Origin of the sequence: Sphingobium sp. MK2 (genome assembly GCF_040170545.1) — a bacterium.
Classification (GTDB): domain Bacteria; phylum Pseudomonadota; class Alphaproteobacteria; order Sphingomonadales; family Sphingomonadaceae; genus Sphingobium.
The window spans coordinates 38,538-51,626 of the sequence record NZ_JAZDXA010000038.1; the positions used below are offsets into that span (position 1 = coordinate 38,538).

Consider the following 13,089-nt stretch of genomic DNA (forward strand, 5'->3'; position numbering starts at 1 on the left):
TTTCGAGCGAAGTCGAGAAACGCTGACGCAGCGCTTGTCGCTTCTCGACTTCGCTCGAAGCGAACGGCATTAGTTTGCTCAAAAGAAGCAAGATTCCCGTTTGTAACTCAGGTGCCCACCCGCCATATCCACCGCAACCAAGCGGAGGCCAGGCATGAGCGACTATGATTTCGACCTTTTCGTCATCGGTGCAGGATCGGGCGGCGTGCGCGCCTCGCGCGTCGCGGCGGGGCATGGCGCGAAGGTCGCGGTGGCCGAGGAGTTTCGCGTCGGCGGCACCTGCGTCATTCGCGGCTGCGTGCCCAAGAAACTGCTCATCTATGGCGCGCATTTCGCCGAGGATCTGAAGGATGCGCGCCGCTTCGGCTGGAACGTGCCCGATTGCGGGTTCGAATGGGCGACGCTGCGCGACAATGTGCTGGGTGAGGTTGACCGGCTCGAAGGCCTCTATAAAAATACGCTCAGCAGCCATAAGGTCGAGATGATCCCCGAACGCGCGACCGTAACCGGGCCGCACAGCGTCAAGCTCGCCAGCGGGCGGGAAGTTACGGCGAAATATATCCTTGTCGCCACCGGGGCCTGGCCGATCCTGCCAGATATCGAAGGCGCGGAACATGGCATCACCTCCAACGAGGTGTTCCATCTGAACGAATGCCCCAAACGCATCGTCATCGTCGGCGGCGGCTATATCGCCAATGAATTTGCCGGCATCTTCCATCAATTCGGTAGCCATGTGACCATCGTCAATCGGTCCGGCACGCTGCTGCGCGGCTATGACGAACAGATTCGCGATCGGCTGCTCCAGATTTCCATGACCAAGGGGATTAATTTCCGCTTCAACGCGCAGATGGAGAAGATCGAGAAGAATGAAGACGGCACACTCTGCGTCCGCTTCAAGGATGGTGATCCGGTCGCCGCCGATGTCGTGCTGTTCGCCACCGGGCGCAAGCCGCATACGCAAGGGCTCGGCCTCGATAGCGCGGGCGTCGATCTGGCCGACAATGGGGCGATCAAGGTTGACGAGTATAGCCGGTCGAGTTGCGAGAGCATCTATGCGGTGGGCGACGTAACCGACCGGCTGCAACTCACCCCGGTCGCGATCCGCGAAGGCCATGCCTTCGCCGACACGGTGTTCGGCGACAATCCGCGCACGGTCGACTATGACTGCGTGCCTTCGGCCGTGTTCAGCCATCCGCCGCTGGCAGGCGTCGGCCTCACCGAAGCGCAGGCCAAAAATAAGCTCGGCACAGTACGGGTCTACACGTCCGACTTCCGGCCGATGAAATATGTGCTGGCAGGCCGCGAGGAGCGCGCGCTCTACAAGATGATCGTGGACGCCACGACGAACAAGGTGGTCGGCCTGCACATGATCGGCCCGGACGCGCCGGAAATATTGCAGGCCGCGGCCGTCGCGGTGAAGGCGGGCCTCACCAAGCAGGATTTCGACGACACCGTCGCGCTGCACCCCAGCATGGCCGAAGAATTGGTGTTGCTGAAATAATGCGTTCGCGCTGAGCGTAGCGAAGCCACTTCACCTCAATCAGTGGAGGGCTTCGACAAGCTCAGCCCGAACGAATTTTTCAGGTTGCGGCGAAGGTCACCACCAGCGCGTCGCGCCAGGCGGGGCGGGTGGGGTCGTGCGGGTGGATTTCGGTTACGCCATGCAGGATGCGGCGATCGTCGATCAGCATCGCGTCGCCTGGCTGCGCCAGCATGAATTCGCCGAGCGGCGTGCCGTCGGGTGCGCCGATGCGGGTGATGCCTTCGCGCACATTGTTGCGTTCGACCAGCATGACGAAGACGTGATCGACGCCGTCGCGGTGCAGCCCTTCGGGGGTCGGGCGGCCGACTTCATCGGGCTTCGCCTCGATGCGGAACTGGTGCATTTCGACATGCCAGCGACCCTGAGCCGCTGGGTCGAACTGCGCGGCGCACAAGGCGAAGATGGCCTGGCAGACCGGGTTGTCGATGACCGCCTGTTCGACCGGATCGAACCAGCGCTGCACGTCGCCATTGAGCGGGTTATAGTCGCGGCTTTGATAATGGGGCTGGTGCGGCATGCGCGCGAAACGGCCATGGTCGCACAGGAAGATGGCGTGGCGGCGGCGGCGATAGCGGCCGCCGTCGGCCATGTAGAGATCGGGGCCGAGATCGTTCCAACTGGCGGCGAAGGCGCGCCAATCGGTCGCATCGGCATGCAGTCGCGCGATCGTGTCGTGCCCCTCCAGTCGGGCATAGCCGATGGCGGTCATGCTGTCGCTAAGGGCGCTATCGGGCAGGGGCGGGTGGTTGGTCATGCAAGGGGCCATAGTGTCCCCCGTCAACGAACGACAGGGCCATTTGCCCCCAGCCGGATCGTGCGCGTCAATGCCGGAAGAAGAGCGTGAGCGAGGCGACATGATTGACGGCGGTGCGCCCGCCGCGTTGATCCACGACCTGCGCCAGATAGCCGACCTCCGCCGTGGAGGCGCCCGGCAGGCCCAATTCCACCCCGACGAAGCCGCGCGCCTGATCAAAGCCGCCCTTCACGCCCCAGTCGGTGTCGTTGAGCGCGACGAAGCCTTCGGCATAGACCAGCGCGTTGACTTTATCACTGCCCGGCCGCAGAGGCTTTTCGTAACGGAGCATTTCGCGCACCCGCCAGCCCATATCGTCGCCGTCCGATCGCCAGCGCTGTTCCAGCCGGGTGCGCGACATGAGTTCGCCGCCCCAGGGTTTGCCGAGTGTCCAGTTAAGTTGCTGGAAACTGCGATCCTCGTTCAGATCGGTGCCGTTTTCGACTGGCGACACGATATGGGCATAGCCCTGATAGACGGTGATAGTCGGGGACAATTTCCAGCCCAGCGCGCCGCGAAAGATCGCCTGATTGACCCGCGACACGCCATCGCCGACGCGCGGCTGAATTTCGGCGAGATAGACGAGGTCGCCCTTTACCGATCCCATGGCGGTCAGGTTGAGCCAGATTTGCTCGTCCTGGCTGGTTTGCGCCTGGGCAGGCATGGTAAGACCTACGAGACAGGCGGATAATGATAGGCAGAGGCGGCGCATGGGCGCTCCTTCAAACGGACGGGAGAAGGATGGCCCGTAGGTTCGCTTCGTTTCCCTATTGTTGCAAATGGCGATTTCGTGAGGGGCGTCAGGTGATGACGCTGGGCTGGTCCATGCCGGTATAGCCCGCAATGTCCGCCACTTCCTGCGCGGCGGCGATCAGGGGGGCGAGGGCGTCGCCCGTTTCCATGGCCAGGTCACCATCGGTATCGACATAGCGTTCGAGATAGACGCGCAGGGTCGCGCCTTCTGTGCCGGTGCCCGACAGGCGGAACACCACGCGCGATCCGTCGGTGAACAGGATGCGGACGCCCTGGTTGCGACTGATCGACTGGTCGGTGGGGTCGGTATAGGCGAAATCGTCGGCGCTCTTGATCGTGCCGCCGCTGTTGGTCGTGCCGGGCAGGCCGTCGAGCGACGCGCGCAGCGTTGCCATGAGCGCGTCGGCCTTGTCCTTGGCGATGGCTTCATAATCGTGGCGGGCATAGTAATTGCGGCCATAGGTGGCCCAATGATCGGCCATGACCGCAGCGACGCTTTCGCCGCGCACGGCGAGGATGTTGAGCCACAGCAGTACCGCCCAGATGCCGTCCTTTTCGCGCACATGGTCAGAGCCAGTGCCCGCGCTTTCCTCGCCACAGATGGTCGCCATGCCCGCGTCGAGCAGGTTGCCGAAGAATTTCCAGCCTGTGGGCGTCTCATAAAGCGGCACGCCCAGTTTCTCGGCGACCCGGTCGGCCGCGCCGCTGGTCGGCATGGAGCGGGCGATGCCCTTGAGGCCCGCCGCATAGCCGGGCGCGAGGTGGGCGTTGGCCGCGAGGACCGCAAGCGAATCCGACGGCGTGACATAGCAATGCCGCCCGATGATGAGGTTGCGGTCGCCATCGCCATCCGACGCTGCGCCGAAATCGGGCGCGTCGGGGGCCATCATCCAGTCGTACAACTCCTTGGCATGAACCAGGTTCGGGTCGGGATGATGATGGCCGAAGTCCGGCAAGGGCGTGCCGTTCATGACTGTGCCCTGCGGCGCGCCGAGCCGCTTTTCGAAAATCTCGACAGCGTAAGGCCCGGTCACGGCGCTCATCGAATCGAAGGCGAGGGTGAAGCCGTCGGCGATCTTCGCGCGGATCGCGGCGAAATCGAACAGGCTTTCCATCAGGTCGGCATAGGCGGCGACGGGATCGACCACGTCGACGGTCATGCCGCCCAGCGTGGCCGTGCCGATCGTGTCGAGATCCATGTCGGGGGCGTCGAGGATCTTGTAGCTTTCTATCGAAAGGGTGCGCTCGATGATCGCGTCGGTCACCTTTTCAGGGGCCGGGCCGCCATTGCCGATATTATATTTGATGCCGAAATCTTCGTCCGGGCCGCCCGGATTGTGGCTGGCTGACAGGACGAGACCGCCAAAGGCGCCCGATGCGCGGATGAGGTGCGAGGCGGCGGGCGTGGACAATATGCCGCCCTGGCCCACCAGCACCCGGCCAAAGCCATTGGCCGCCGCCATTTTCAGCACGATCTGGATGACTTCGCGGTTGAGATAGCGCCCGTCGCCGCCGACGACCAGGGTCTGCCCCGCAAAACCGTCCAGGCTGTCGAACACCGACTGGATGAAATTTTCGGCATAATGGGGCTGCGCGAAGATGCGTACCTTCTTGCGCAGGCCCGACGTGCCGGGCTTCTGGTCCGTGAAAGGCTGGGTCGAAACGGTGTGGATCACGCGGGCATCCCTTTAGTGTCGGCTATTGTCTTTATGGCCCGGCTGGACGGACCTTTTCAATCCAGCATGTTCAACGCTTTTGTGCAAACCAGATGACATGGCGTGGGCCTTTGCCATTGTCGCGCGCGCGCACGGCGACTTCATCGACCGCAAAGCCAGCGCTGGCCAGACGGCGGGTGAAGGCATCGTCCGACCCGGCCGACCAGACCGCCAGGATGCCACCCGGCGTCAGCGCCGCCCGCGCCGCCGCAAGCCCCGTCGCGCTGTAGAGCCGGTCATTGGCGGCGGCGGTCAGCCCATCCGGGCCATTATCGACGTCGAGCAGGATGGCGTCATAGCAGGCGCGGCCCGCGGCGATGACGGGCACGACATCGCCCATCCGCAGGTCGACGCGCGGGTCGTCGAGACAGCCATCGGCCAATTCCGCCATCGGCCCGCGCGCCCAGTCGATGATTTCAGGCACCAGTTCCGCGAGCGTGATGCGCGCATCCTGCCCCAGCACGCCGAGCGCCGCGCGCAGGGTAAAGCCCATGCCATAGCCGCCGATCAGCAGATGGGGGGCTTTGCGCCCCGCCAGCCGCTCGATCGTCATCAGCGCCAGCGCCTTTTCGGAGCCGCTCATCCGGCTGCTCATCAATTCATTGCGGTCGAGCACGATCATGAAATCGCCACCGCGCCGGTAGAGCATCAGTTCCTGCCCCCCCGGCACGGCGGCGGACCCCAGAAATTCGCGCGGCGTCATTGATCGATCCTTTGGTGATGGCGTTGTGGCGCGCATGGCAGCTTGGCGTGCGTCGCGCAAATGCTACGGCGCGTCGCACGGCATGGCATGTGGGCGGCGGCGATGCTATCGGCCCTGCCTTATCGAACACGGGCAAGGCAGTTCTTCTTTTCATGCGCTATTTTCTCGACACCGAATTTAACGGCTTTGGCGGCGTGCTGATCAGCGTCGCGCTGGTGCCCGAACATGCGGATGACGAGGAATTTTACGTCTCGCTGCCGTTGCCCGACGATGTCGAACCCTGGGTCGCGCAGCATGTCGTCCCCTATCTGCGCCATGTGCCGCCGGGCATCGACCTGGAATTGAACCGGGTGGAGGCGGCGGACCATGTCGCGGCCTATCTGGAAGGGGATAGCGATCCCGTCATCATCGCCGATTGGCCCGAAGACCTGGCGCATTTCTGTGCGCTGCTGGTGACGGGGCCAGGGCAGATGGCGGGGGTCGATTTCGGGTTGCGGCTCGAACTGATCAACGCGGCGGGGTTCAGCGCGGCGGCCAATAGCCGGGTGCCGCACAATGCCCTGCATGATGCACGGGCCTTGCGCGATTTCTACATGGCCGACTGACGGCCCCGACGCGCGCGTTCCAGCAGCCAGAGCAAGGCGCTGGCGATCAGCCAGGCGAGGGCGAAGGGCCAGGATGGGCCGGGTGCGCTGTCGCCAGCCCGGTCGGTTGCGGTTGGCGGGCGGAGCGCGAGCATGGCGGCCCGATCGCGCGCGGCACGCATCGCGGGCAGGGCGTGGGCGGGATAGATATAGAAGGATTGGCCGGTGCCGGTCCGGTGCCAGCCTGCGCTATCGGGCCAGAAGGCTGCGCATCCTTGGACCGGCAATATCGTTGCCCGCCGTCCATCGGGGCGCTCGACCGGGGTCGGGGCGGGCAGGCCGCATAGGGTCAGGCGTTCGTTCGCCCAACCGATCAGGCCAGACTGTTGCACGCCGGATGCCGGGCGGATGATGGTGCGCAGCAGAGCGTTCCACCAATCATTATGCAGCGCGCGATGGCCGGTCAGGGTCAGCGCATAGCTGTCCACGCCCGCGAACAGGGCGATACGGCCGGTGCCGATCGCGCGCCACTGGGCGAGGGGGGCGTCGCTGGCGTCCTGCAATAAGGTGGGTGCCTGCGCGGCGGGGGTAAGGGGCAGGCGGCTGACATCGGGCAGCAGATCGTCGGGCGTAGCGATATCGACCGGCGCATCCGTGCTGCCGATGCCGAGACGGGTGCCGCTCAGCGCGGGCGCGGCGACTTTGGGCAGGGCAATGGGGGCGAGATCGCCGCCGCCGATGCCGAAACCCAAGGCGCGCCATTGCGTGCGGGTCGCGCCGTCGATCGGCCCACTGGGGCGCAGCACCAGGCCCAGTCCTTCGCGCACCGCGCCGGTCAGGGCGCCGCGCTGCGCCGCCCAACTGCGATCATCGACGATGGCGAGATCGAACCGCCGTAGCGTTGCACCGTTGATGGCGATGGTGGGATCGCCGAGCGCGATGCCGCCGCCCGCGCTCATCTGCGTCGTGACGGCGAAGCCCGCGTCGGTGGCCCAGCGGCGTAGATATTTGACCTCTGGCCCCGGTGCGGCGGCCAGGATCAGCAGGCGCGGAGATGCGCTGTCGGTTACCAGCAGCGGAACGGCGGTTTGCTCGACCACGCGCTGCCCATCCCGCACGCGCAGGGTGAAGGCGGTGGTTCCGGCTGCGCGGGCAGTGCCGGTCAGGGTGAAATAGCCGTTTGCATCGGGCATGGCGCTATCGGTCACGCGCCCGGCGGGATCGAGCAGGTCGATGGTTGCGCGGGGCAGGGCGGTTAGCTGGCCACCCACGCTGAAAGCCTCGCCCGGCGCGATGCCGCGGGGTGGGGCGATATGGCTGATGCCGGGACGGGACGGGGGCGGGGTGAAACGCACCGCGACGGCGAGTGCTGCCTCCAGATCGCGGGCGGCCAAGCCTTCGCCCAGTACGGTGATGGTGCCGACAGCGGGATGACGGCGCAGCGCGGTCGCGAGGTCGGGGGCGCTTTCGTCGCCGCTGATGTCGCCTGCTTCGGGCAGGATGACGAGCGGCGCGCCCGGCGTCGCCGCAGCCAAGCGCGGGGTTCCGGCGGTCGCGATGCGCAGCGTGTCGCCCGTCGTCGGGGTCGGCGGTGGATAGAGCGTCAGGAATAGGAGGCCTGCACAGAGCGGCTGAAGCAGGAGCAAGGCCGCCAGACGCCATGGCGCGGATGCGCTCGATCGCTGCCACAGGATCAGGCGCAGCGAGGCCATCAGCACGGCGAGGATCAGCAGGGCGGCGACGATCCGTTCGATGGTCATGGCGCGGCTCCCTCGATCGCGCGAAGATAGCGCGTGCCGTTGGCGTCGGGGGCCACGCGGCGCGCGGGACGGGCGGGCGGCCGTTCCATCGCCGTCCACAACAGTCCACGCAGCGTCGCTCGGCAGGGGGCACAATCGGGGTCGCGCCGCACCGCGTCGAGCGCGCCCGACAGGGCCAGCGCATCGGGCAGGCGGGCGGCTTCGCTGCGCACCCAGCGGTCCAGCGCATCGAGCGCGATCGGTCCCCGGATCGCGCCAGGCCCGTCGCCCAGCGCGCGCCAGGCGGCGGCGGCGGGGCCATCGCCGCGCTCGATCGGTGCGACCGCCAGCGTGCGGCTGGCCGCGCCTTCGCGCTTGCCGGTCATGCGGCGGCTGGGGTCGATGGGTGGCAGTTCCGGTCCGACGCGCGACAGGAAGATGCGGGTCGCCTGCTGCACCTCCTTGATGAAGCGGAGCGCGCGATTGGCGAAGGGAAGGGCGAGATCGGGATGCCCCTGCCGCAAATGCACTTCGGATTGCCACATTTCATCGACGGCATTTTTGAGGATGGCGCGGGTTTCGGGGTCGAGGCTGGACGATGCGCTGTCATCATGGGGATGGCCGTAATCCGCCAGCACGTCCTCGGCGACGCCAAAGCCGGGCGCGGGTTGGCGCGGCGGGCCATGGTCATGGCCATCGCCATTATGATGGGTTTCCGCGTCAGCGGTGGGGAGTTGCGGCTGGGCCGATTCCTCGCCGCCCAGAAACTGGCTGTAGCGGCCGCGCAAAATCTGCTGGTCGGTGCCGATGCTGGCGGAACGGGCGAGATAGCGATCGGCGCTGAGGCGGGATTTCTGTTTAAGCAGTGCTTCGGCGTCGATGATGATCTGCCGCTGGCTGCGGAAATAGGCGGGCAGGACGGTGTTGACCATGCCCTCCAGCCCGCTGCCTTCGGGTTGTTGCGCCGATGGCCAGCGCAGGATGAGGCTGGGGCTGCGCGCTTCCTGCGGGGTTGGGCTGCGATTGTCGCGGACGATGAGTTGTACCACCATGTCGCTGCCGGGGCCAAAGCCCAGCGTTCCGAAATCGAGGCGGGGGGCGAAGCGGCGGTCGCGCGCGGGGCCGCTGCCGCGCACCGCAATCTCGCGCTCGGTGAAGGTCACATTTTCGCCTTCGCCGATGGCCAGCGTGATGCGCAGCCGGGCGCTTGCGGCCACGCCATAATCGTCGGTCGCAGCGAAGGCGGGGGACCAGTTGCGCTGGCCCGGCGACACCAAGGTCAGACTGGCCTTCGGGCTGATGGCCTTCACCTGTGGCACGGCGTCGGCGATGGCATCGATACGGTGCAGCGGTGGCGTCGGGCCGCGCCCTGCGGCGGGATCGACGCGGTAGAGGAAGGCGGCGTCGGCCGTGCGGCTGGCGATCCAGTCTTCGCCGTCGCGGCGCAGCGCGAGCGGTTGGCCGCCAAGCATCAGCAGGTGCGGGACGTTGGCTTGCGGATCGAAGCGCAACGTCCATTCGAGCCGCGATCCGTGCGGCACGCGGGCGTCTAGCGACTGGGAGTCGCGCACGGGCAGGCCGGTGTAAGCGGGTGGGAGGATGCGGAGATTTTGCGCGACGAGGCGCGGGATGCCGGGCGCTGCCGCGACGCCTTCGCTGGCAGGGGCGAGGGTGGGCGGGCCTTCGCCGGGACGGGGCCAGAGGAGCGCAAAGGCGATGATGCTCAGCGCAGCGATGGCGGTTAGGGCGATGCTGCGCCGTCGCCAGTCGGGGGCCAGTTGGTCGGGGGTTTCGGCGTCGATGCGGGCGGTCAGGCGCGCGCTCTGTAGCCGCTGGAGCGGGCCGAGGGTGGCAACGTCGGCGAACAGCAGCGCAGCGCTGTCTTCCATGTCGGGGCGGCGGGCATCGAGCGTGCGGATCAGCCAACGTTCATCGAACCGCGCCGCCAGCCGCAGCGCGATGAGCAGCGATAGGGTCAGGCCGATTGCGATGGCGGCGATGGCCGTGCCGATCCCTGCCAGCCGCCAGGCCACGGCACCCGCGCCGATTGCCAGCGGCACGCCGATGGCGGCGGCGTTGAGGAAAGCGCGTGTGCGGGCGGGGGCCGTCCATTGGCGGGTGAGGGCGGTGGCGCTCATGGCGATACGCCCCGGCTGCGGCGGGTGGCGAGCCAGCGTTCGGCGATCAGCAACAGCGCGATGAGCAGCGCCAGCCAGGGGCGGAGCGGTTCGGGTTGCTGGTCATAGGCGCGTCCGCCGGGGAGCGGCGCATAGTCGGCAGCGGCGACGCGCGTGGGCGGTGAGAGGGAGGGGGCGAGCAGACGGCGCAGTTGCGCGGGGAAATCGCCATCCAGCAGCACGGGCATGTCGGCGGGGCGTAGCGGCCGGGTGAAGCGGAGCCATCGGCCAGCGCCCAGCGGTGCGCCTTCGACCAGCGGTATGCCGAGCGCTTCGCGCCAGTGCGGCGTCGGGGTGTCGTTTGGCGGGGTGGCATCGCTGGCGATCAGGGCCGTGCCGCCCTTTGTGATCCAGGCGATGACATTGTCCGGCAGGGTGCCGCCTGCGAGCCAGATCAATACATGCTGCCGGTCGGGCAAGGGGCTGTCGAGCGGGGCGCTGTCGAGCGGGCGTTCGGTGGGCTGCCAGTTCGTGGCGGCGGCGCGCAGATAGCGCAGGGCGGGGCGATGCGCGGCGTCGTAGCGGATCGCGACGGTCGGGGCGGGGGATGGTGCCGTGGTGGGCGAGGGCATGGTGCCGGGCTCGATGCTCCAGTCGACCTTGCGCGACAGGTGCAGGCGGGCGGCATCCGCGCCGTCGATGACCTGTGGCGTGAGGATGGTGAGCGGGGTTCCGGCAGGCAAATCGGCGTCGATCTGGCGGATCAGGCTGGCGACGGGGAAGGGGCCGGTGGGTGCGGGCTCTTCGATCGACGGAAAGCCGGGGGCGAGCCAATGGACCCGCGCATCCGTAAACTGCGTGCGATCCATCTGCGCGCCCGGCACGACCGCGACATAGGGCGTATCGTCGCCTGCGCCGGACAGGACCGGCTGCGCCAGCCACAGCGCGAGCAGTGCCAGCAGCAGGAGCCGGAGCAGCAACAGGGGCCATTCGTCAAAGCGTAGGCGCGATCGGGGGCGGGGTTTCGACCGCAGCCAGCGCAATGCGGCGAAGTCGGTCGGCAATTGTTCGCTCTTGCGCGCGATATGGATGGCGAGCGGCACCAGCAGGGCGAGCAACGCCGTCAGCGTGGCGGGAAAGAGGAGGCTTAGCCCCATGGTCAGACCGCTGCGAACAGGCGGCGCAGCGGCAGGTCGACCGGCTCGTCCAGCATATGCGCGACATGGACCACGCCCGCCGCGTCCAGCCGGGCGTGCAACGCGGCGCGCGCTTCGGCGAAGCGGGCCAGAAATTCGGTGCGCAGGGCGACACCATCGGCGAGCAGTTCCTCGCCGGTTTCGGGATCGCGAAAGCGATAGCCGCCGCTGAAGGGGAAATCGCGCTCGGCGAGCGTCAGCATCTCGACCACCAAAGTCTCGCGCCCGGCGGCGGCCAGCTTCTCGACCAGCGCCACCGCGCCTTCATCGAAACAGTCGCTCAACAGGATGACCAGATCATGCGCGCCGATCCGCTCCCACACCGGGGCAAGCTGGTCTTCGGGCGGGAAGCCGGTGGCGGTGCGCAGCGCCAGCAGGTCGAGCAACAGCCGGTCGCGCTGGCGCAGGCCCGTGGCGGGGGGCAGCAGGGTGAGGCCTGCATCGCCCAGCGCCATCAGGCCGAACCGATCGCCCTGCTGCATCGCCAGTTCGCCGATCGATGCGGCCATCGCCTTGGCGGCGTCGAAGCGGCTATAGTCGGGGCGGCCCGCATCGGCCTGGCCCATCGATGCGCTGGCGTCGATCACTATCCAGACCGCAACCGGGCTTTCGCGTTCCGCTTCCCGCACGAAGAATTTGTCCGACCGGGCGTAGAGTTTCCAGTCGATCTGGCGCAGTTCGTCGCCCGGCTCATAGGCGCGATATTGGGCGAATTCCAAACCCGCGCCGCGGCTGTGGCTCTGGTGCAGGCCGATGCCATGCTGCCCGACCGCGCGCCGCGTGACGAGGCGCAGGCTTTTGAGCCTGCGGCGGACATCGGCGGGGATCAGGTCGGCCATGATGCGCGATCAGGCGAGCGGCACGGCGCGCAGCAGCGAGGCAATGACATCGTCGGCGCTGCGCCCCTCGGCCTCGGCCGCGAAGGACAGCAGCAGGCGATGACGCATCACCGGCGCGGCCAGCGCAACGATATCGTCGCGGGTGGCGGCGAGGCGTCCCTGCAACAGCGCGCGCGCCTTGGCAGCCAGGATCAGCGACTGGCCCGCACGGGGACCAGCGCCCCATTTGACATAGCGGACGATGTCGTCGGGCGCGCCTTCGCCGGGGCGGCTGGCGCGGATGATCCGCGTCACCCAGTCGAGCAGCTCGTCGCCGAAATGCACGTCGCGCACCAGTTTCTGCAGCGCCAGCACTTCCTCCCCCGCCATCACGGCGGGGACGGTGCCGGGCTTTGACCCGGTGGTCTGCGCCAGGATCGCGCGTTCCTCCACTTCGCTGGGATAATCGACGCGGATGTGCAGCAGGAAGCGGTCGAGCTGGGCTTCGGGCAAGGGGTAGGTGCCGGCCTGCTCCAGCGGATTCTGCGTCGCCAGCACGAAGAAGGGGGCGGGCAGGCGGTGGGTGACGCCGGCATAGCTCACCGTCTTTTCCTGCATCGCCTCCAGCAGTGCCGCCTGCGTCTTGGGCGGGGTGCGGTTGAGTTCGTCGGCCAGCAGCAGGTTGGTAAAGACCGGGCCGGGCTGGAAACGGAAGCTGCGATGGCCGGTGCCATGGTCTTCCTCCAGCAATTCAGTGCCGAGGATGTCGCTGGGCATCAGGTCCGGCGTGAATTGGACGCGGCGGAAGTCGAGCTTGAGCGCTTCGCCAAGCGAGCGGACGAGCAGGGTCTTGCCAAGGCCCGGCACGCCTTCGAGCAGGCAATGGCCACCGGCGAGCAGGCCGATCAGCAATTGTTCGACCACATCGGCCTGGCCCACGATCGCCTGACCGATCGCGGCGCGCAATTGGGTGAGCGCGGCCAGGCGCGTCTGGATTTCGGCTTCGGTGAGGTCGGTCATTGGGCTTCCTTATCGAAGGCTGATGCTCTGCCCCCAGATCAGATCACCGCCTGGATCGCTCACTGGATTAGCGAAGGCTTCGCCGCGCTGGAGGAACAGATTGCCCGC

The 13,089-nt window shown here is 67.2% G+C and carries 11 protein-coding genes; 2 read left to right on the forward strand and 9 right to left on the reverse strand.

The window, feature by feature from the left end:
- The first annotated feature begins 154 nt into the window (after positions 1–154).
- Positions 155–1,501, forward strand: coding sequence for a glutathione-disulfide reductase (gene gor / locus V2I08_RS15730; protein ID WP_349635928.1), 1,347 nt, complete (start codon positions 155–157; stop codon positions 1,499–1,501).
- A gap of 79 nt (positions 1,502–1,580) precedes the next feature.
- Here gor and V2I08_RS15735 read toward each other — a convergent pair whose 3' ends face one another.
- The 4 genes from V2I08_RS15735 to V2I08_RS15750 all read right to left on the reverse strand — a co-directional run bounded on the left by V2I08_RS15735 (position 1,581) and on the right by V2I08_RS15750 (position 5,507).
- Positions 1,581–2,297: a 2OG-Fe dioxygenase family protein gene (locus V2I08_RS15735; protein ID WP_349635929.1), complete on the reverse strand. Its 717-nt coding sequence runs from the start codon at positions 2,295–2,297 to the stop codon at positions 1,581–1,583.
- Positions 2,298–2,364: 67 nt separating this feature from the next.
- Positions 2,365–3,048 (reverse strand): DUF2490 domain-containing protein, encoded by a 684-nt coding sequence (locus V2I08_RS15740; RefSeq protein ID WP_349635930.1) that lies wholly within the window; start codon positions 3,046–3,048, stop codon positions 2,365–2,367.
- An 88-nt stretch (positions 3,049–3,136) separates the two neighbouring features.
- On the reverse strand, positions 3,137–4,765 hold the full coding sequence (locus V2I08_RS15745; RefSeq protein WP_349635931.1) for an alpha-D-glucose phosphate-specific phosphoglucomutase: 1,629 nt from the start codon (positions 4,763–4,765) through the stop codon (positions 3,137–3,139).
- Positions 4,766–4,835: 70 nt separating this feature from the next.
- Positions 4,836–5,507, reverse strand: a complete 672-nt coding sequence (locus tag V2I08_RS15750; protein ID WP_349635932.1) for a spermidine synthase — start codon at positions 5,505–5,507, stop codon at positions 4,836–4,838.
- Positions 5,508–5,659: 152 nt separating this feature from the next.
- Here V2I08_RS15750 and V2I08_RS15755 point away from each other — a divergent pair, with 152 nt between their 5' ends.
- Entirely contained in the window at positions 5,660–6,112 is a 453-nt protein-coding gene (locus tag V2I08_RS15755) for a hypothetical protein (protein ID WP_037478656.1), read from the forward strand.
- Here the strand turns inward: V2I08_RS15755 and V2I08_RS15760 are convergent.
- From V2I08_RS15760 to V2I08_RS15780, 5 genes are read right to left on the reverse strand one after another with little or no spacing between them, the layout of a single operon-like run.
- A complete protein-coding gene (locus V2I08_RS15760; protein WP_349635933.1) occupies positions 6,097–7,851 on the reverse strand; it encodes a carboxypeptidase regulatory-like domain-containing protein in 1,755 nt (584 codons plus the stop codon). The two genes, V2I08_RS15755 and V2I08_RS15760, sit on opposite strands and share 16 nt — an antisense overlap.
- The gene (locus V2I08_RS15765) at positions 7,848–9,968 is read right to left on the reverse strand and encodes a DUF4175 domain-containing protein (protein ID WP_349635934.1); all 2,121 of its coding nucleotides are present in this window, start codon (positions 9,966–9,968) and stop codon (positions 7,848–7,850) included. Before V2I08_RS15765 ends, V2I08_RS15760 begins: the two co-directional genes overlap by 4 nt.
- Positions 9,965–11,104 (reverse strand): BatA domain-containing protein, encoded by a 1,140-nt coding sequence (locus tag V2I08_RS15770; RefSeq protein ID WP_349635935.1) that lies wholly within the window; start codon positions 11,102–11,104, stop codon positions 9,965–9,967. Before V2I08_RS15770 ends, V2I08_RS15765 begins: the two co-directional genes overlap by 4 nt.
- Positions 11,105–11,106: 2 nt before the next feature.
- The gene (locus V2I08_RS15775; protein WP_349635936.1) at positions 11,107–11,982 is read right to left on the reverse strand and encodes a DUF58 domain-containing protein; all 876 of its coding nucleotides are present in this window, start codon (positions 11,980–11,982) and stop codon (positions 11,107–11,109) included.
- 9 nt (positions 11,983–11,991) lie between these two features.
- Positions 11,992–12,981 carry a MoxR family ATPase gene (locus V2I08_RS15780; RefSeq protein ID WP_349635937.1) on the reverse strand — a complete coding sequence of 330 codons (990 nt, stop codon included), beginning with the start codon at positions 12,979–12,981 and terminating at the stop codon, positions 11,992–11,994.
- Between the last annotated feature and the right edge of the window lie 108 nt (positions 12,982–13,089).

Excerpts from the sequence above, each read along its gene's own strand:
- gor (WP_349635928.1), top strand. The coding sequence starts at position 155 with ATGAGCGACTATGATTTCGACCTTTTCGTCATCGGTGCAGGATCGGGC.
- V2I08_RS15735 (WP_349635929.1), bottom strand. The coding sequence starts at position 2,297 with ATGACCAACCACCCGCCCCTGCCCGATAGCGCCCTTAGCGACAGCATG.
- V2I08_RS15740 (WP_349635930.1), bottom strand. The coding sequence starts at position 3,048 with ATGCGCCGCCTCTGCCTATCATTATCCGCCTGTCTCGTAGGTCTTACC.
- V2I08_RS15750 (WP_349635932.1), bottom strand. The coding sequence starts at position 5,507 with ATGACGCCGCGCGAATTTCTGGGGTCCGCCGCCGTGCCGGGGGGGCAG.
- V2I08_RS15755 (WP_037478656.1), top strand. The coding sequence starts at position 5,660 with ATGCGCTATTTTCTCGACACCGAATTTAACGGCTTTGGCGGCGTGCTG.
- V2I08_RS15760 (WP_349635933.1), bottom strand. The coding sequence starts at position 7,851 with ATGACCATCGAACGGATCGTCGCCGCCCTGCTGATCCTCGCCGTGCTG.
- V2I08_RS15765 (WP_349635934.1), bottom strand. The coding sequence starts at position 9,968 with ATGAGCGCCACCGCCCTCACCCGCCAATGGACGGCCCCCGCCCGCACA.
- V2I08_RS15770 (WP_349635935.1), bottom strand. The coding sequence starts at position 11,104 with ATGGGGCTAAGCCTCCTCTTTCCCGCCACGCTGACGGCGTTGCTCGCC.
- V2I08_RS15775 (WP_349635936.1), bottom strand. The coding sequence starts at position 11,982 with ATGGCCGACCTGATCCCCGCCGATGTCCGCCGCAGGCTCAAAAGCCTG.
- V2I08_RS15780 (WP_349635937.1), bottom strand. The coding sequence starts at position 12,981 with ATGACCGACCTCACCGAAGCCGAAATCCAGACGCGCCTGGCCGCGCTC.